17 protein-coding genes are annotated in these 18,770 nt (G+C 66.2%); 11 read left to right on the plus strand and 6 right to left on the minus strand.

Annotation, left to right across the window (positions count from 1 at the left end):
* Positions 1 to 110 precede the first annotated feature (110 nt).
* From ABZ720_RS04875 to ABZ720_RS04910, 8 genes are all read left to right on the plus strand, one after another.
* The gene (locus ABZ720_RS04875) at positions 111 to 776 is read left to right on the plus strand and encodes a TorD/DmsD family molecular chaperone (RefSeq protein WP_366554378.1); all 666 of its coding nucleotides are present in this window, start codon (positions 111 to 113) and stop codon (positions 774 to 776) included.
* 88 nt (positions 777 to 864) lie between these two features.
* Positions 865 to 1,059, plus strand: coding sequence for a formate dehydrogenase (locus ABZ720_RS04880; protein ID WP_366554379.1), 195 nt, complete (start codon positions 865 to 867; stop codon positions 1,057 to 1,059).
* Between the two features lie 44 nt (positions 1,060 to 1,103).
* Positions 1,104 to 3,998, plus strand: a complete 2,895-nt coding sequence (locus tag ABZ720_RS04885) for a formate dehydrogenase subunit alpha (protein WP_366554380.1) — start codon at positions 1,104 to 1,106, stop codon at positions 3,996 to 3,998.
* Positions 3,999 to 4,024: 26 nt separating this feature from the next.
* Positions 4,025 to 4,621, plus strand: a complete 597-nt coding sequence (gene fdh3B, locus ABZ720_RS04890; protein WP_366554381.1) for a formate dehydrogenase FDH3 subunit beta — start codon at positions 4,025 to 4,027, stop codon at positions 4,619 to 4,621.
* Positions 4,622 to 4,742: 121 nt separating this feature from the next.
* Positions 4,743 to 4,943: a hypothetical protein gene (locus ABZ720_RS04895; RefSeq protein WP_366554382.1), complete on the plus strand. Its 201-nt coding sequence runs from the start codon at positions 4,743 to 4,745 to the stop codon at positions 4,941 to 4,943.
* Positions 4,944 to 4,995: 52 nt separating this feature from the next.
* Positions 4,996 to 6,138: a formate dehydrogenase subunit gamma gene (locus ABZ720_RS04900; RefSeq protein WP_366554383.1), complete on the plus strand. Its 1,143-nt coding sequence runs from the start codon at positions 4,996 to 4,998 to the stop codon at positions 6,136 to 6,138.
* A gap of 25 nt (positions 6,139 to 6,163) precedes the next feature.
* A complete protein-coding gene (locus ABZ720_RS04905) occupies positions 6,164 to 7,519 on the plus strand; it encodes a c-type cytochrome (RefSeq protein WP_366554384.1) in 1,356 nt (451 codons plus the stop codon).
* An 86-nt stretch (positions 7,520 to 7,605) separates the two neighbouring features.
* Positions 7,606 to 7,728, plus strand: coding sequence for a hypothetical protein (locus ABZ720_RS04910; protein ID WP_366554385.1), 123 nt, complete (start codon positions 7,606 to 7,608; stop codon positions 7,726 to 7,728).
* Positions 7,729 to 7,907: 179 nt separating this feature from the next.
* Here the strand turns inward: ABZ720_RS04910 and fdhF are convergent, their stop codons facing one another.
* The 3 genes from fdhF to ABZ720_RS04925 form a co-directional block, all read right to left on the minus strand.
* Complete coding sequence (fdhF, locus tag ABZ720_RS04915) at positions 7,908 to 10,676, minus strand: formate dehydrogenase subunit alpha (RefSeq protein WP_366554386.1); 2,769 nt, start codon at positions 10,674 to 10,676, stop codon at positions 7,908 to 7,910.
* Entirely contained in the window at positions 10,676 to 12,382 is a 1,707-nt protein-coding gene (locus ABZ720_RS04920) for an NAD(P)H-dependent oxidoreductase subunit E (protein WP_366554387.1), read from the minus strand. Before ABZ720_RS04920 ends, fdhF begins: the two co-directional genes overlap by 1 nt.
* Before the next feature lie 84 nt (positions 12,383 to 12,466).
* Positions 12,467 to 12,652, minus strand: a complete 186-nt coding sequence (locus tag ABZ720_RS04925; RefSeq protein ID WP_366554388.1) for a DUF3553 domain-containing protein — start codon at positions 12,650 to 12,652, stop codon at positions 12,467 to 12,469.
* Between the two features lie 140 nt (positions 12,653 to 12,792).
* On the opposite strand from ABZ720_RS04925, the gene ABZ720_RS04930 reads away from it, so the two are divergent.
* From ABZ720_RS04930 to ABZ720_RS04940, 3 genes are all read left to right on the plus strand, one after another.
* Positions 12,793 to 13,419, plus strand: a complete 627-nt coding sequence (locus ABZ720_RS04930; protein ID WP_366554389.1) for a histidine phosphotransferase family protein — start codon at positions 12,793 to 12,795, stop codon at positions 13,417 to 13,419.
* A gap of 319 nt (positions 13,420 to 13,738) precedes the next feature.
* A complete protein-coding gene (locus tag ABZ720_RS04935; RefSeq protein WP_366554390.1) occupies positions 13,739 to 14,785 on the plus strand; it encodes a Fe(3+) ABC transporter substrate-binding protein in 1,047 nt (348 codons plus the stop codon).
* Between the two features lie 473 nt (positions 14,786 to 15,258).
* Complete coding sequence (locus ABZ720_RS04940; RefSeq protein ID WP_366554391.1) at positions 15,259 to 16,758, plus strand: DegQ family serine endoprotease; 1,500 nt, start codon at positions 15,259 to 15,261, stop codon at positions 16,756 to 16,758.
* Positions 16,759 to 16,995: 237 nt separating this feature from the next.
* Here the strand turns inward: ABZ720_RS04940 and ABZ720_RS04945 are convergent, their stop codons facing one another.
* From ABZ720_RS04945 to ABZ720_RS04955, 3 genes are all read right to left on the minus strand, one after another.
* Entirely contained in the window at positions 16,996 to 17,709 is a 714-nt protein-coding gene (locus ABZ720_RS04945; RefSeq protein ID WP_366554392.1) for a tetratricopeptide repeat protein, read from the minus strand.
* A gap of 66 nt (positions 17,710 to 17,775) precedes the next feature.
* Positions 17,776 to 18,354, minus strand: coding sequence for a TadE/TadG family type IV pilus assembly protein (locus ABZ720_RS04950; protein WP_366554393.1), 579 nt, complete (start codon positions 18,352 to 18,354; stop codon positions 17,776 to 17,778).
* Positions 18,329 to 18,766, minus strand: coding sequence for a TadE/TadG family type IV pilus assembly protein (locus ABZ720_RS04955; RefSeq protein ID WP_366554394.1), 438 nt, complete (start codon positions 18,764 to 18,766; stop codon positions 18,329 to 18,331). The genes ABZ720_RS04950 and ABZ720_RS04955 overlap by 26 nt, the downstream gene beginning before the upstream one ends.
* Between the last annotated feature and the right edge of the window lie 4 nt (positions 18,767 to 18,770).

The following is an 18,770-nucleotide window of genomic DNA, read 5'->3' on the forward strand; positions in this document are numbered from 1 at the left end:
GAGTGGCTCGCGCCTCGCATCCGGCCGGATTTGGTTGACCTCGTTCGCATTCTGACGTTTAATTTCTGCAATGAACTGAAAACGATCCCTGAACAGCAGGGAGAAGCACCGTGTTCAGGCAGCATCCGACTCTCATCAAGCGGTCGGGGCTGTGCTGGCCGGGCAAGGCAGGAGAGAAGGGCGCGCCCTTGGTTGAGGTGGCTGAAGAAGACCGCCTTCGGTTGGGTTGGTATACATTACTGGCACGCCTGTTGAGTGGTGCGCCGGATCGCGATTTTCTTGCGTCCCTGGCTTCCCTTGAAGGCGATGAGACCGAGTTGGGCCAGGCGGTTCAGACGCTGGCCCAGGTCGCCCGCCGCAGCGAGCCGAAAGAGATCGAGCAGGAGCATTTCACGCTCTTCATCGGTGTCGGCCAGGCTGAGCTTCTGCCCTACGCCTCCTATTACCTGACGGGTTTCCTGCATGACCGGCCCCTGGCGCGACTGCGCGGGGAGATGGCCGAACTTGGCATTGCGCGTCAGGAAAACGTCAGCGAGCCCGAGGACCACATCGCCTCCCTGTGCGAGATGATGGCCGGGCTGATTGGCGGCTCCTTCGGTGAGCCGGCCGACCTGGCCACACAGCAACGCTTCTACGACACGCATATCGGCTGCTGGGCGCCGCGGTTCTTCGAGGACCTGCAGGCATCGCCCTCGGCCCGTTTTTTCATGCCCGTCGGCACGATCGGCAGTCTGTTCCTGCAGATCGAAGCCCAGGGGTTCGAGATGGCGGCCTAGCGCCAAACGTGGAGTCCGCGACCCGGAGGGCGGGAGCTAGGTGCAGGCCCGTCCGGAGCGGATCGCCATTGGAGGAGGGGTGAGTGACATGAAGGATGAGAAGGTGACCTCGACAGCGCGGCGCGACTTCTTCCGCACGGCGGGTCTGGGCGTCGGTGCGCTGGGTGCCGCCGCAGTGACCCTGGCTGCCGGAGGCGAGGCCGAAGCCGCCGAGGAGCGCAAGCCGAAGGGCTATCAGGAAAGCGCGCATATAAAGCGCTACTACGAGCTCGCCAGGTTCTGACCGCCTCGCTGGCTGGAACGGCATAAGAAATACAGGAGAGGTCGATGCTTACCAAAAAGGCGAATGGGGCGACGTCAGGCCCCCGTTTGTCCAAGGCGTTTGCCGGAGTGATCGGCGGCGCCGTGGATCGCCGAACCTTCCTCAAGCGCTCTGGTCTGGCCGCGGGCGGCGTTGCTGCTGCCTCGGCCATGTCACTGGGCCGCGTGCGGAAGGCCGAGGCGCAGTCCTCGAACGGCTCGGCGGAAATCCGCAAGTCGGTCTGCACCCACTGCTCGGTGGGCTGCACGGTGCTTGCGGAAGTGAAGAACGGCGTCTGGGTCGGGCAGGAGCCCGGCTGGGACAGCCCCTTCAACCTGGGCGCCCACTGCGCCAAGGGCGCGGCGGTGCGCGAGCACGCGCACGGCGAACGCCGCCTCAAACACCCGGTCAAGCTGGTCAATGGCCAGTGGGAGCGGATTTCCTGGGATCAGGCGATCAACGAGATCGGCGATCAGATGCTGGACATCCGCGAGACCTCCGGCCCGGACTCGGTCTATTGGCTGGGCTCCGCAAAGCACAACAACGAGCAGTCCTACCTGATCCGGAAGTTCGCGGCCTACTGGGGCACGAACAACATCGATCATCAGGCGCGTATCTGCCACTCGACCACGGTCGCAGGTGTTGCCAACACCTGGGGCTATGGCGCGATGACCAACAGCTACAACGACCTGCATAACGCGCGGGCCATTTTCCAGATCGGAGGCAATCCGGCGGAAGCGCACCCGGTGGCGATGCAGCACATGTTGAAGGCGAAGGAAGAGAATTCCGCACCCTTCATCGTTTGTGATCCGCGCTTCACGCGTACGGCCGCCCACGCCAGCGAGTACGTCCGCTTCCGTCCCGGTACGGACGTGGCACTCATCTGGGGCATCCTCTGGCATGTCTTCGAGAACGGCTGGGAGGATCGCGAGTACATCCGGCAGCGCGTCTACGGCATGAACGAGATCCGTTCCGAGGTGGCGAAGTGGACTCCGGAGGAGGTCGAGCGGGTAACCGGCGTTCCCGGCTCGCAGCTTGAGCGAGTTGCCCGGACCCTGGCCAACAACCGGCCTTTTTCCATCGTCTGGTGCATGGGTTCGACCCAGCACTCCACCGGCAACGCCAACGTCCGTGCCTACTGCGTGATGGGTCTGGCGATGGGCATCATCGGCAAGGCCGGTGGCGGTGCGAACATCTACCGTGGCCACGACAACGTGCAGGGCGCCACCGATCTTGGCGTCACCCAGGACACCCTGCCCGGCTACTACGGCCTGGCGACTGGCTCCTGGAAGCATTGGGCGCGGGTGTGGGAGACCGACTACGACTACCTGCTGTCGCGCTTCGGCTCGCAGGAGCTGATGGAGAAGGCGGGTGTTCCGGTGTCACGCTGGTTCGACCTGGCGCTCGAATCAAAGGAGAACATCGACCAGCCGGACAACCTTCGGGCCATGGTGTTCTGGGGTCATGCCCCGAACTCCCAGACCCGCATGCCGGACATGCGTCGAGCCATGTCGAAGCTCGACATGCTGGTCGTGATCGATCCCTTCCCGAGCGTGACCGCCGTCATGCATGATCGCACGGACGGCGTCTATCTGTTGCCGGCGACCACCCAGTTCGAGACGGTGGGGTCGGTGACCGCCTCCAACCGCTCCCTGCAGTGGCGCGAGAAGGTGATGGACCCGCTCTTCGACTCGAAGGTCGACCACGAGATCATGTATCTTTTCGCCGAGAAGTTCGGTTTTGCCGACGAGATGTTCAAGAACATCGAGATCAACGGCACCGAACCACTGGTCGAGGACATTCTGCGCGAACTCAACCGCGGTGTGTGGACGATCGGCTACACCGGTCAGTCGCCGGAGCGTCTCAAGGCCCACATGGCCAACCAGTACACCTTCGACAAGACCACGCTGCGGGCGCTTGGTGGCCCCTGCGACGGTGACTACTACGGTCTGCCCTGGCCCTGTTGGGGGACGGCCGAGTTCAACCACCCGGGTTCGCCGGTGCTTTACAACGCAGAGCAGGCGGTGGCCGACGGTGGCATGGGCTTCCGCGCCCGCTTCGGTGTGGAGCGGGACGGGGTCAACCTGCTCGCCGACGGCAGCTACAATCCGGGCTCGGAGATCGAGGACGGTTATCCTGAGTTCACCATGGCCATGCTCAAGTCCCTGGGATGGGATTCCGAACTCACCGAGGAGGAGATGGCCGCGATCGAGCACGCCGCCGACGGCGGCGACATCGATGCGGTGAACTGGAAGATCGACAACTCCGGCGGCATCCAACGTGTCGCGATCGAGCATGGCTGCGCCCCTTACGGCAACGCCAAGGCCCGAGCGGTGGTGTGGAACTTCCCGGATCCGGTGCCGCTGCACCGCGAGCCGCTCTACACGCCACGGCGCGATCTCGTGGCGGACTATCCGACCCACGAGGACCGCACCAGCATGCGCCTGCCGCTGCTGTTCAAGTCCATCCAGGATCAGGACTTCTCGGAAAACTTCCCGATCGTTCTCACCTCCGGCCGTCTGGTGGAGTACGAGGGCGGCGGCGACGAGACCCGATCCAATCCCTGGCTGGCAGAACTGCAGCAGGACATGTTCGTGGAGATCAATCCTCGCGATGCCAACAATCGCGGCATTCGCGATGGGGATGACGTCTGGGTCTATGGCCCGGACAACTCCGACGACAATCCTGTGCGGATCAGGGTGAAGGCTCTGGTGACCGAACGTGTCGGGAATGGCGTGGCCTTCATGCCTTTCCACTTCGGCGGCCACTGGATGGGCGAGGACCTGCGGTCCAAGTATCCCCAGGGCTCCGATCCCTATGTCTTGGGTGAGAGCAGCAACACCGTTCAGACATACGGTTACGACGTCGTCACGCAGATGCAGGAGACGAAGTCGACCCTGTGTCAGATCGAGCGTGCTTGAACCCGGATTGAGAGAGGAGAACTGAGATGGCACGCATGAAGTTCCTCTGTGACGCTGAGCGTTGCATCGAGTGCAACGCCTGTGTCACGGCGTGCAAGAACGAGAACGAGGTTCCTTGGGGGATCAACCGTCGCCGGGTGGTGACGATCAATGACGGCAAGCCGGGTGAGCGTTCGATCTCCGTGGCCTGCATGCATTGCTCCGACGCGCCCTGCATGGCGGTGTGCCCGGTGGACTGCTTCTACCAGACCGACGACGGTGTGGTGCTGCACTCCAAGGACCTCTGCATCGGTTGCGGCTACTGCTTCTACGCCTGCCCCTTCGGGGCACCGCAGTTCCCGCAGGCCGGCAACTTTGGCAGCCGCGGCAAGATGGACAAGTGCACCTTCTGCGCTGGCGGTCCGGAAGAAGACGGCTCCCAGGCCGAATTCTCGAAGTACGGCGGCAACCGCCTGGCCGAGGGCAAGCTCCCGCTTTGTGCGGAGATGTGCTCGACCAAGGCACTGCTGGCCGGCGATGGCGACAGCGTTTCGGACATCTTCCGCGAGCGCATCGTCGGACGTGGCTTCGGGTCCGGCGCCTGGGGATGGGGCACGGCCTACGAAAGCAAGGCCGGTTCCTGAGCCGGTTCATCCGGAGTTCGAGGACAGCAGCGGGGCGGCGGTCATTCCGCCGCCCTCTGCGCCTTGAGCGCGGCTCGCAGTGCCGCGCGCCTTACTTTCTTGCACAAGGTTTAGAGGCGACATGATGCAAAGTGTCCGGACGTTCGCCGTCCTTATGTCGCTGGTTGCAGCAGGGGCCCTTCTCTCCGCTTGCGATCCGGAAGAACAGGACCGCGTGCTGCTCTACGAAAAGGGAACCTATCTGGGGCAGGCTGACGAGGAGCTGTCACCTGAAACACGCCAGGAGTTGCGCAATCGGGCGCGCTATCAACGTGGCCTCTAGGCTTGGCCACGCGGTTGATCCCAGGAGCGAAGAAGTGGGAAGGGAACGTTCCATGACCCGGCAAGGCATCCAGTCCTGGAGACAGGTGATCCTGACGATCGGTCTCGGCTTGGCAATTCTGCTGTCGGCTTTCGTTGTCGATGCCGGTTCGGCAACAGCACAGTCCACCGGGGGTCGCGATGTTCCCGGTTTCTCGCCAGAAGGCGGCGAGGTGCCCGGCGGTGCCCTTGGCAGCGATGCGACCTCCGATATGTGGCGCGCCATCCGTCAGGGCGATGCCGGCAGCGTGGTACAGCGAGATGGCCAGAGCGCCGTGATGATCCAGTCGGAGGGAGACAACTGGCGAGCCCTGCGCAATGGTCCGCTCAAGCTCTACAGCACCTGGATCATGCTGGGCATGCTTGGCCTGCTGGCGCTCTTCTTCCTGTTGCGCGGGCGCGTGCGCATCGAGGCCGGACCAGCCGGACGAACCATCGAGCGATTCAGTGGCTTGGACCGCTTTGCCCACTGGCTGACGGCGACCACCTTCGTGGTGCTCGCATTGACCGGCCTGAACCTGATGTTCGGGCGCTATTTCCTCCTGCCGCTGGTGGGACCCGAGTTCTTCGGCACCCTGACTTTGGCGGGTAAGTACGCCCACAACTATCTGGCTTTCCCCTTCATGCTGGGGCTGGTGCTGATGTTCGTGCTCTGGGTGAAGCACAACATTCCCAACCGTCACGATTTCGTCTGGGTTGCGAAGGCCGGGGGACTCTTCAGCAAGCATTCCCACCCGCCGGCGCGCAAGTTCAATGCCGGCCAGAAGGTTCTGTTCTGGCTGGTGATCATCGGCGGCCTGTCGCTCTCGCTGTCCGGCGTCGCGCTCATGTTTCCCTTCGAGACCGACCTCTGGGGCAAGACGCTCGGCTTCCTGGCGGCCCTCGGCCTGGATGTTCCCACGAACATCAGCCCGATGATGGAGATGCAGCTCAACAGCATCTGGCATGCGGCGGTTGCGGTTGTTATGATCGCCATAATCTTGGGGCACATCTATATCGGCACTCTGGGTATGGAGGGCGCCTTTGCAGCCATGGGTTCCGGCAAGGTGGATCTTAATTGGGCGCGCGAGCACCACAACCTCTGGGTTGAGGAAGAGGAGCGCAAAGGCCAGGTGCGTTCGCAGCAACGGCGCAAGGCCGCCGCTCCGGCTGAGTAGGGTCGGGACCGCACCGGCGCATGCCGTGGTCCGCCCTGCCTGCTGGCGCGTCTTGCGCCGCGCCGCTTCCGCCGCAGTGGTCCTGGCAGCGCTGGGATCACTGGGGCCACTGGCACCTGGGCCGGTCCAGGCCGAACTGCGGGGACATGGCGGTTTCGTCAAGGACGTCGCGCTCTCGCAGGATGGCCGTTTCGCGCTGACAGCCTCCTTTGACTATACGGTGATCTACTGGGATGCCGATCGCCAGGAGGCGCTGGCTGTGCTGGACGCCCACGAAGCAGCGGTGAATGCCGTCGCCTTCCTGCCGGGCAAGCGGGCGCTTTCGGCCAGCGATGACGGCACGCTGCGCGTCTGGGATCTGGAAGCGCAGAACACCCAGCGCATCCTGCGGGGCCATGAGGGCCGGGTGCCGACGCTGGCAATCTCACCGGATGGGCGCCAGGCGGCCTCCGGCGGATGGGATCACAGTGTGCGTCTCTGGGACGTCGAGAGTGGCGAGGCGCTGCACCTCCTGGAGGGCCACGAGAACAACGTCAACGTGGTCCAGTTTTCTCCCGACGGCACGCGGCTTCTGAGCGGGGGATACGACGGCCGGCTGCTGCTCTGGGACGCGCAGAATGGCGATCTGCTGCAAAGCCTGGAGGGCAACGGCTTTCCCATCAATGCTGTCGCCTTCGTGGACGACGGCCGCCAGGCGGTGAGCGCCGGGGTGGATGAGAGCCTGCACCTGTGGGACCTGGAGACGGGAAGGCGGCTCGACGAACTGGGCCGGCACGAGGGGGCGGTCCTGGCGCTGGCGCTTTCGCCCGACGGCCGGACCCTCGCCAGCGCCGGACTCGACCGGAGCATCCGCTTCTGGGACCTGGAGCGCCGCGAGGAGATCATCAGCCTGCCGGGCCACCTGGCACCGGTATGGTCGCTCGCTTTTTCGCCCGACGGTGCGCGACTCTTCTCAGCCGGCTCGGACGAGGTGGTGCGGGTCTGGGACCTGGAAAGCGGCGAGGAGATCGGGGTTTCCCTGGCTGAACGCGAAACGCCACCGATCGAGCTCTCGGGCGACCCTGAGCTGGAGCGAGGCGAGAAGGTCTTTCGCACCTGCGCCGTCTGTCACTCCGTGACACCGGGCAGCGGTCGCCGCGCCGGCCCGACGCTCTACGAGGTGTTCGGGCGCCCGGCCGGCAGCGTGGAAGACTACAACTATTCAAGCGCGCTTGATGGGGCCGACATCATCTGGACGGCGGAGACCATCTCCGATCTCTTCCGCCTTGGACCCGATCTCTACACCCCCGGTTCAAAGATGCCTGTGCAAAGAATCGGCGGCGAGCAAGACCTGGCGGCCCTGATGCGCTACCTTGAGGAAGTGACCGGGCCGCAGGACTAGAGCCGATCATCTCTATCTCTTTGATGGTCTAGTGATGGATTTCGGCCTGGCAGGTGCCGGGCTGTCAGTGAAAGTGGAGAGACCGCATGAAAGCCTTTGTTGCCGCCGTTGTCGTCGCCGTGGTCATGGCTGTCGGCGCCCACTACGGCCTGCATGGCCTCGGCCTGACCTCGGCCAATGTCTTCGCCGGAGAAAACGTCCGGCTGTAGCAGACAGGGCGCGCGCCGCGCCGCAAGCAGGCCCGGCCTCCTTCTTCGTCATCGCGAGGAGGCCGTCAGGCCGACGCGGCGATCCAGGGCAGGTGCCCGTGGCCCTGGATTGCCACGCTTCCGTTGGTCGCTCGCAATGACGAGGGAAAGGCTGGTCTCTCCCCCTTGAGGAGAGCCCCTTATTCCGCCGCCACGGCCTCTTCCGATTCCAGCCGCACCGCCGCGAACTTGAACTCCGGAATCTTGCCGAAGGGGTCGAGCTGCGGGTTGGTCAGTACGTTGGCCGCGGCCTCGTTGAAGCAGAAAGGCACGAAGACCATACCCGGCGGCACGTCGCGATCCTCGCGCACGCGCAGGCTGATGCTGCCGCGCCGGGTCGTGAGCCGCACCCGGTCGCCCGCTTGCAGACCACGCTCGCCGAGCTCCCTGGGATTCAGGCAGGCGATGGGCTCCGGCTCCAGGCTGTTCAGCACTGAGGCGCGGCGGGTCATGGCGCCGGTGTGCCAGTGCTCCAGCAGGCGCCCGGTCGTGAGCACCAGGGGATAGTCCGAATCCGGAAGCTCGGCCGGCGGAACAAGGCCGGTCGGCACGATGCGTCCGCGGCCATCGGCCGTGGGGAAGCCTGCGGCAAAGATGATCTCGTTGCCCGGCTGGTCGGGGGCGTCTGCGGGGTAGGTAACCGACTCCTCTCGCTCCACCCGTTCCCAGGTGATGTTGTTCAGCGAGGGCATCACCTGCGCCATCTCGGCGAAGACATCGCGCGGATGGCTGTAGGTCCAGTTCAGGCCGAGGCGATTGGCCATCTCCTGGATCAATTCCCAGTCCTGGCGGGCCTGGCCCGGCGGCGGCACCGCCGGGCGGCCGATCTGCACCTGGCGGTTGGTGTTGGTGTAGGTGCCCCACTTCTCCGCATGGGCGGAGGCAGGCAGCACGACGTCCGCATGCCAGGCGGTCTCGGTCAGGAAGATATCCTGCACCACCAGGTGTTCCAGCTTGGCCAGGGCCTTGCGGGCATGGATCTGGTCGGGGTCGGACATGGCCGGGTTCTCGCCCTGGACATACATGCCCTTGATGCGCCCTTCCCCGACTGCGTCGATAATCTCGACCACGGTCAAGCCCCGGGCGGGGTCGAGGCTGCGGCCCCAGAGTTCCTCGTACATCTGGCGCACGCCCTCGTCCTCCACTGACTTGTAGTCGGGGAAGACCATGGGGATGAGTCCGGCGTCGGACGCGCCCTGGACGTTGTTCTGGCCGCGCAGGGGATGCAGGCCGGTGCCCGGACGCCCGATCTGGCCGGTGGTCAGCGCCAGGGAGATCAGGCAGCGGGCGTTGTCGGTGCCGTGGACATGCTGGCTGACGCCCATGCCCCAGAAGATGATCGAGCGCTGCGAGCGGGCATAAAGCCGGGCCACCTCGCGGATTGTCTCCGCCGGGATGCCGCAGACCTCGGCCATCTTCTCCGGCGGGAAGTCCTGCACGCTGACCTTGAGCTCCTCAAAGCCCTTGGTGTGCGCCTGGATGTACTGCTCGTCGTAGAGGCCTTCCTCGATGATGGTGTGCAGCATGGCATTGAGCAGGGCGACGTCCTGGCCCGGCTTGAACTGCAGCATGTGGCTGGCATAGCGCGCCAGGCCCTGGCGGCGCGGGTCCATAATGACCAGCTTGGCCCCGGCCTTGGCCGCCTGCTTCAGGTAGGTGGCGGCCACGGGATGGTTCTGCGCCGGGCGCGCACCGATCAGGATGATGCAGTCGGCCTCGAGCGCCGCGGTGAAGGGGGCGGAGACCGCTCCGGAGCCGATGCCTTCCATCAGCGCTGCCACCGAGGAGGCGTGGCACAGGCGGGTGCAGTGGTCGACGTTGTTGGTGCCGAAACCCTGGCGCACCAGCTTCTGGAAGAGATAGGCCTCCTCGTTCGAACCCTTGGCCGAACCGAACCCGGCGAGCGCCTGGCTGCCGTCGCGCTCCAGAATGGTCTTGAGCCCGCCGGCGGCACGCTCCAGCGCCTCCTCCCAGGTCGCTTCGCGGAAGTGCGTCCAGGGATTGTTGGAATCGATCTTGTCGTCCCAGCGCTTGGGCGCATCCTCGCGGCGGACCAGGGGCACGGTGAGCCGCTCGGGGCTATGGATGTAGTCCCAGCCAAAGCGGCCCTTGACGCAGAGCCGCTGCTCGTTTGCCGGACCGTCGCGCCCGTCGATCTGCACGATCTTCTCGTCCTTGACGAAGACCTTGGTCTGGCAGCCGACGCCGCAGAAGGGGCAGAGGCTGTCCACAGACTCGTCGGCCCAGACCGTGCGGCTGTCGTTGGCCTCATCGAGCAGGGTCTTCTCCATGAGTGCCCCGGTGGGGCAGGCCTGCACGCATTCCCCGCAGGCCACGCAGGTGCTCTCGCCCATGGGATCGTCGAAGTCGAAGATCACCTTGGCGTCGGCGCCGCGATAGGCCATGCCGATCACGTCATTGACCTGGACCTCGCGGCAGGCGCGCACGCAGAGCCCGCAGTGGATGCAGGCATCCAGGTTGACCGCCATCGCCGGGTGGGTGACGTCGGGCACCGGGCTCTCGTCCGCCGGAAAGCGGCTGTCGGCCAGTTCGAGCTTCTCGGCCCATTGCCAGAACTTGGAATCGGGGTCGTGGCTGGTTTCGCGCGCCGGCTGGTCGGCCAGCAGCAGTTCGAAGACCATCTTGCGCGCGGCTTTGGACCGCTCGTCGGCGGTGGTCACCACCATGCCTTCCGTGGGCTGGCGGATGCAGGACGCGGCCAGCACCCGCTCGCCTTCGATCTCCACCATGCAGGCGCGGCAGTTGCCGTCGGCCCGGTAGCCGGGGTCGGGGCTGTAGCAGAGGTGGGGGATCTCGGTGCCCTCGCGCGCGGCCACCTGCCAGATGGTCTCTTCCGGCGCGGCCTCGACCGTGCGGCCGTCGAGGGAGAAGCGGATGGTCTGGCTCATCACTGAACCTCCTCGGGGAAGTACTTGAAGGCACAGAGCAGCGGATTGGGCGCCGCCTGGCCGAGGCCGCAGATCGAGGCCTCCATCATCACCTTCGACAGCTCATCGAGCAGTGGCTTGTCCCACTGCGGCGCGTCCAGCAGCTTGACTGCCTTCTCCGTACCAACGCGGCAGGGGGTGCACTGTCCGCAGGACTCGTCCTCGAAGAAGCGCATCAGGTTGCGCACCACAGTCTTGATGTCGTCCTTGTCCGAGAGCACCACCACCGCGGCCGAGCCGATGAAGCAGCCGTGCTCCTGCAGCGTGTCGAAGTCGAGCGGTACAGCGTCCATGCTGGCCGGCAGGATGCCGCCCGAGGCGCCGCCGGGCAGATAACCCTTGAAGCTGTGCCCCTCGGCCATGCCGCCACAGTATTCCTCGATCAGCTCGCGGACGGTGATGCCGGCTGGCGCCAGCTTGACGCCCGGCTCCTTGACCCGGCCCGAGACCGAGAAGGAGCGCAGGCCCTTGCGGCCGTGGCGGCCTTCACCGGCAAACCACTCGGCGCCCTTCTCCAGGATGTCACGCACCCAGTAGAGGGTTTCCACATTGTGGATCAGTGTCGGTCGGCCCCAGAGGCCCTTTTGCGTGGGGTAGGGAGGCTTGTGCCGCGGGTAGCCGCGCCGGCCCTCGATGGACTCCAGCATGGCGGATTCTTCGCCGCAGATGTAGGCGCCGGCACCGCGGCGCAGCTCCAGGCGGCAGTGGTGTGTCAGGCCTGCCTCCTCGAGAGCCGCGATCTCGCGCAGCAGCACCTCGCGCAGCTCGGGGTACTCGTCGCGCAGATAGATCCAGCAGGTCTCGCAGCCGGCCACCGATGCAGCGATCAGGGTGCCTTCCAGGAAACGGTGCGGGTCGCGCTCCAGGTACCAGCGGTCCTTGAAGGTTCCGGGCTCGCCCTCGTCGGCGTTGACCGCCATCAGCCGCGGCCCCGTCTCCTGGCGTACGAACTTCCACTTGAGTCCTGAGCGGAAACCGGCGCCACCCAGGCCGCGCAGGCCGGAGGCTTCCAGCGTCTCGATCGCCGTCTCCGGAGCCAGGCTGCCGTCCAGCACCTTGGCCAGCAACGCATAACCGCCCTCGGCGCGATAGGCCTCGAGAGGGCGGTAGTCGGGCAGGCGCGGATGGGTTTCCTGCTTGTCGACCAGTTCGGCGATAGTCTCGGCTCGCGCCTGGCCGATGTGGTGATGGCCCACCTCGGCAACCGGCGCCACCTCGCAGCGCCCCATGCAGGGTGCGCGCACGACGCGCACCTCGCGGCCGAGATTGTCCGGCAGTGCGGCCAGCAGGGCCTCGGCGCCCATCATTTCGCAGGTCAGCGAATCACAGACCCGCACGGTGAGCGGCGGCGGCGGGGTTTCCTCGTCCATCACCAGGTCGAAATGGGCATAGAAGGAAGCGGTCTCGAAGACCGCTGCCAGCGGCAGGCTCATCTCCTCCGCCAGGGCCGCCATATGGCGCGCCGAGAGGTGGCCGTAGTGATCCTGGATCAGATGCAAATGCTCGATCAGCAGGTCGGCCCGCCGCTCCCGCGCGCCCAGCAGCGCGCGCACCTCCTCCAGGGCCTCGGGCTCGACGCCGCGGCCCTTGGGGGCGTAGATGCCGCCGCGTCGACCGCGCCCGCCGCGCTGGGGAGAGGACGGGGGTGTGAGCGTTCCATCGGGCATCTCTGTAACCTGCTTTCTCTGTTGTCTCTATCGTTTGGGGGCGTTTTCTGTCGATTGCCAAGGCTGCGAGAAGTTGCGTGCGCTCTAGCTGGCCGGCGGCTCGACGATCTCCAGGGTGACGGTGGCGGTGTCGATCAGGAGCTTGCCGGCATGCTCGAAGTTCACCGTCACCCGCGTGCCGACGGCCGACTGTACCTGCCCCAGGCCCCAGTCGGGCTGCTGCGGGTGGCGGACGAACTGTCCCGGTACATGGTCGATCCCGTCGGTCATTCTACATAAATTGTAACTTGTCAGAGCCATGGAGGAGTCTACAAAGACGCCCTGGGGCACACCAAGATCAAGAGCGACGTTTGCAGCCCGTGGAGCGACACGGCCGTGGCATCCATGGATGCTTATGGGAATGGGGCGAGATGGGGCAAAGTGATGTGAGGTTGGCCGAGCTGCTTGCGGCTCGGCTGTGCCATGATCTGGCCAGTCCGCTTGCGGCCATCGACAATGGCCTGGAGCTGATGACCGATCCCGATTTCGGCGACGCGGCGCAGGCCGGCGAGCTGGTGGGCGAGAGCGTGCGCCAGGCCGTGGCCAGTCTCAATTTCCTGCGCGCGGCTTTCGGCAGTGCGGGAGCGACGCTGGGCGACCCCCACTATCTGCGGGAAGTGGCGGAAAGCTGGCTGACGCGCCGCGGCATTGCGCTCAACTGGAACATCGGCTCCGCCGGCCTGCGTCCGGAACTGGGCCGACTGCTGCTCAACCTGCTGGCCCTGGGTGGCGAAAGCCTGCCGCGCGGCGGCGCGCTCACTCTCAGTGCGGCACAGGCGCCGGCGGCGCAGCGCTTCGGTCTGACGGCTGAGGGGCCGCACGCGGGCCTGCGCCCGGAGATGCAGCGGGGTCTCGACGCCCTGACGGCCAAAAGCCTCGATCCCCGGGGCGCACAGGCCTTCTATCTGCGTCGTCTGGCCGAGCATCTTGGTGGCACCATCGAGGCCGCGCAGGAGACCCCCGACCGCCTGGCGCTCGACCTGATCCTGCGCGGCTGAGCGCGGGCGTTCCGACGCCCCGTCACTGGGAGCGGCAGGCGGGCGTGTTGAAGTCCGGTGCCGCAGCCGGCCGCCCTGGTGACCTCGTACCACGGCAGCCCTCCCAACTCATCACTGCGAGCGACAGCAGGGAGCGCGGCAGTCCAGGGCCGGATGCGCCAGCGGGGAGGTGGTTCCTGAACTTCACCCCTGTTGACGATAAGAATGATTTGCATTAACTCTGCAATTGCGTCGCAACACGCTGCGCTCGGCGCCGGCATAGGCGGGCGCGCCGCAGTTGCCCATGCAGAACCGCTTCATCGACGGGAGTTTCCGACACATGACCCTTTCTCGCCGCCATCTGGCCAGCACGGCCGCCCTTGCCGGGCTCGTCGGTGGACTCGCTTTCCTCGCCATGGCGCCCGCTGCCCAGGCCGAGGGAGAGCTCAACATTTATTCCGCGCGTCACTACGATTCCGATGCCGCCTTGTACCGAGACTTCACCGAGCAGACCGGCATCGAGATCAACCTGATCGAGGGCAGCGGCGAAGAGCTGGTGGCCCGCATCCTGAATGAGGGCGCCAACAGCCCGGCCGACGTCTTCATCACGGTGGATGCCGGCCGCCTCTGGCGCGCCGAGCAGGAAGGCATCTTCCAGGCGGTCTCGTCGGAGACCCTGGAGGAGCGCATTCCGGACTATCTGCGCCATCCTGAGGACCTCTGGTACGGCTTCTCCACCCGGGCGCGCACCCTCTACTACAATCCGGAGATCGTCGAGGAGCCGCCGACAAGCTATGAGGATCTGGCCGACCCGCGCTTCGAGGGCCTGGTCTGCATCCGCTCCAGCTCCAACATCTATAATCTTTCGCTCATGGCCTCGCTGATCGACGTGCATGGCGAAGAGGGTGCGACCGAGTGGGCCGAGGCCGTGGTGAACAACTTCGCCCGCGATCCCCAGGGCGGCGACACCGACCAGATCAAGGGCGTGGCCTCCGGCGAGTGCGGCGTGGCCGTGGCCAACCACTACTACTATCTGCGCCTCGTCCGCTCCGACGATCCCGACGACCAGGCCGTGGTGGAGAAGGCCGAGCTGGTCTGGCCGAACCAGGATGGCCGCGGCGTGCACGTCAATGTGTCCGGCGCCGGCGTTGCCGCCAATGCGCCCAATCCCGATGCAGCGCTGACCTTCCTCGAGTACCTGACCACGGACTCGGCCCAGACCTACTTCACCGAGGGCAACAACGAGTACCCGGTGGTCGAGGGCGTGCTGGACAACCCGGTGCTGGAAGAGTTCGGGGTGCCCAAGGCCCACGAGATCAATGTCGCGGTCTACGGCGAAAACCAGCCGCTGGCCCAGATGATCTTCGATCGCGTCGGCTGGCGCTGAGGTAACGCGGGCCGCCTGATCGGCGGCCTGCCTTTCCTTCTCACATCGGACGCAATGAGACGCGGTGTTCCGGGGCCATCAGCCAAAGGCCTTGGAGCGCCGCGTCGGCCGTTCTGTCTCCTTGCGTTGACGAGGAACGGGACATCCACTGCGGTGACCTCGTACCACCGCAGCCCTCCCCACTCGTCACTGCGAGCGACCAACGGCAGCGCGGCAGTCCAGGGCCACAGGCTAACCGCCCTGGATCGCCGCGTCGGCTTCGCCTCCTCGCGATGACGTGGGTTGAAGGGCGTCAGCACGATCGGTTGTGGTTCAGCTTTCCCCGCCCCACGGCATCACCCCTTGCCCCCGGCCGGCTCGTCTTCCAGAGTCCATGACGGAAAATTAATGCAACGGACAGCGGCAATTTAGGGCTTCGTGCTTATCTCTTGCCGTGAAGCAACTTTCCACTTTGGAAACGGAGGCCGTAGCTGATGTCACTTCTTTCCCTTCAACCCCGCAGGGCCGCGGCCGCCGCGGTGGTCGCCGGCGGGGCGCTGCTCTGGTCGGGCGTGGCGCTCGCCCAGGAGATGCCGGGCAGCTTTGCCGACCTGGCCGATCGGGTCAGCCCGGCGGTGGTCAACATCACCGCCAGCCAGAGCGCCGAGCCCGAGGAGCGCAGGCGCGGCTTTGGCGGACCCTCTCCCTTCCCGGAGGGCTCGCCCTTCGAGGAGTTTTTCCGTCAGTTCGAGGACCGCTTCGGCGACCTGCTGCCCGGTCCGCGCGATCAGCAGTTCCGCGGTCCCGGCGCGCCACGCCAGGGTGTGGGCTCGGGCTTCATCATCGATGCAGAGGGTTACGTGGTCACCAACAACCACGTGATCGATCAGGCCGACGACATTCGCGTGCGCCTCTCCGACGGGCGTGACTTGGCGGCGGAACTCGTGGGCAGCGATTCCCAGACCGACGTGGCGCTGCTCAAGGTCGAGACCGACAAGGACCTGCCCGCGGTCGAGTGGGGCGATTCCGATGATGTGCGGGTCGGCGACTGGGTTCTGGCCGTGGGCAACCCCTTCGGCCTGGGCGGCTCGGTAACCGCCGGCATCGTCTCGGCGCGTGGCCGCGACATTCAGGCCGGTCCCTACGATGATTTCATTCAGACCGATGCGGCGATCAACCGCGGCAACTCCGGCGGTCCGATGTTCAACCTCGACGGTGAGGTGATCGGCATCAACACCGCGATCTATTCGCCCTCCGGCGGCTCCGTGGGCATCGGCTTCGCCATCCCCTCCAGCATGGCGCAGGATGTCGTCGAGCAGCTGCGCGACGGCGGCCAGGTGGAGCGCGGCTGGCTCGGTGTGCGCATCCAGGAGGTGACGCCCGAACTGGCCGACGGCCTGGGCCTCGATGGTGCCATGGGTGCGCTGGTTGCCAGCGTGCAGCCCGACAGCCCGGCCGAAGCCGCCGGCGTGCGGGCCGGCGACGTGATCACCGCCTTCGACGGCCAGGAGGTCAAGCGCATGCGTGACCTGCCGCGTCTGGTTGCGGCGGTGCGTGCCGGCAGCACGGTCGAGATGGAGATCTGGCGTGAGGGCGACAGCGAGACCCTTGATGTGACCATCGACCGCCAGACTCCGGAGGTGCTGGCCGCCATGTCCGGGCAGCAGCAGGCACCGGCCGAGGCCGAGGAGCAGCCTTCGGAGCGTCTCGGCGCGCGGCTGTCCAGCCTGGGCGAGGAGGAGCGCGAGGCCTTCGGCATCGACGGCGAGCAGGTCGGCGTGGTGATCGCCGAGATCGACCCGGCCGGTCGCGCCGCGGCCCAGGGCCTGCGCGTCGGCGACGTGATCGAGGAGGTTGACGGCAACCCGGTCAGCAAGCCGGGCGAGGTCGACAGCCGCCTGGCCACGGCGGAGGAGCAGGGCCGCAAGGCCGTGGTTCTCCTGCTCAAGCGCGGCGGTGAACCCCTCTACCTGGGGCTCAAGCTCGCGGCCTGACGCAGAGTTTCATGTCCCTAAAAGGGGAGGCGGTACGACCGTCTCCCCTTTTTTATTTGCCAATCGGAAGAGGTCACGAGGTCCCTTTTCTCTCGTCATCGCGAGGAGGCCGCCAGGCCGACGCGACGATCCAGGGCGGGTGCCCGTGGCCCTGGATTGCCGCGCTCCCTGCGGTCGCTCGCAATGACGGGGAAGAAATCGTGAGGCACGCGATAACGGGAAAAGGGTAGGCCCGCCTCAGCGGATCTCCACGCCGGGCTCGCCCCGGACCCGCGCACGGCGGGTGGCGGCGTAGAAGTCGAGGTTCTGCTGCACCGCGCTGTCGTCGAGGTCGAGGCGACCGATGGCGGCGGCCTCCTCCTCGTGTCCGGCCAGGCCATAGGCCAGGGCCAGGTTCTGGCGGTGGCGCGGCCCGGCGCGCGGATGTGAGGCGGCAGCGCGCAGGAACTCGATGGCGTTGCGGTGCTGCCCGTCCAGCGCCAGGGAGAGGCCCAGGTTATTGAGGGCGCTGAGGTCGTCCGGGTCCTGCTCCAGGGCGGCGTAGTAGGACTTGCGCGCCTCTTCCCCCAGATCCAGCAGATCGAGCACCACGCCGCGGCCGTCCAGGGCGCGGATGTCCTTGGGATTGTCGCGCAGGATGGCGTTGTAGGCGGCCAGCGCCTCGGTCAACCGGCGCGCCTGCACCAGGTCGCGCGGCGTCACCGCCTTGTCGTCGTTCACACCGGGGGCAGGGCGTTCCGTATCGTAGTAAGCTGGCGCTGGTGCGGCTGCCTGGCGCGCGCGCTCCATCACCCGCTGCAGGCGCGCCTCGGTGCTTTCGGCCACCGGCTCGGCCGGCGGCTCCGTAGTGGCGCAGGCGCCCAGCAGCAGGAGCGCCGCGAGGCCGGACAGGGTGCCGGTGCGGCGCAGGGGCTTTCCAAAGGGGCGCGGCGGCAGAGCGTTGGCGGACACGTTACTCCTTTCGCACGACTCGAGACCCCACTCTGCCGCAGGCTTGCCGCGTCGCACAAGGTATCGTCATTCCGGCGCGCTGCCGCCGGCGACCATGGAGCTGCGAAAGGCCGGCAGGGTGATGCTGTTGGGAATGCCGGGCACCATGCTGATGGCGATGAAGCTGAACTCCACGTCCTGCAGTTCCACGCTGACCATGGGCAGAATGCCGCCGGGCATGTCCTTGTCGCCCAGGCCCACATGCTCGTAAGTCACCCGGAGGTTGGCGGCGGAAAGCTTTGGCAGGATGCCCTGCATCTCGGTGACCAGTTCGCCGAAACCGGCGTTGTTGGCGACCGAAGCGCTGGAGCAACTCACACTGCTGCCGCTGCCGGTGCAGGTGATGGGGTTTCCTGATTCAAGGGAGGAAAGCTGCGCCACCGGGTCCAGGATGGTCGCCAGTCGCACCGCCCGGCGTGCCGCCTCGTTGGCCCGGTGGTGGTCGAGCAGCAGCAGCATGAAGTCGATCAGCCCCAGGGTCAGCAGAAAGACCATGGGAAAGACCAGGGCGAACTCGATCGCCGTGGCGCCCTGCCGGTCGCGGCGCAGGCGCTGCAGGATGCCCCGGCCGTGGCGGGGCTCAGGTGCCGATGAAGGGCTGTTCATGGCTGAATCCGATGGTGACCTCGTCAAGGCCGAAGGGCGCCAGGAAACCGGCGAAGAGCGGCTGGTAGGGCACCGAGAGCTCGATGCGCAGGACAGGCATGGTGACATCGCCTTCGGAGAAGGTGAGTGCCGTCTGCTGAACCGTGGCCGACGCCATGTAGGAGAAGATGTAGGGGGCGCCAGCACTCACGCTGCCGCGCAATACGAGGTTCTCGATTGCTGTCGAAACACCGGCATCGCTGCGTGCCGCATAGGTGCCGGCGTTGTAGAGCGCCTTGTTGATGGTGATGGCATGGCTCATCAGCCGCCCGGCCTCCACCAGACCACAGAAGACAATAAGCAGCAGCGGCAGGATCAGCGCAAACTCCGTCGCCGCCACGCCCCGGCGGCAGCGGCGCAGGCGCTGAAGCAACGGA

Origin of the sequence: Aquibaculum sediminis, assembly GCF_040712085.1 — a bacterium.
Taxonomy (GTDB): Bacteria; Pseudomonadota; Alphaproteobacteria; order Kiloniellales; family DSM-21159; genus Aquibaculum; species Aquibaculum sediminis.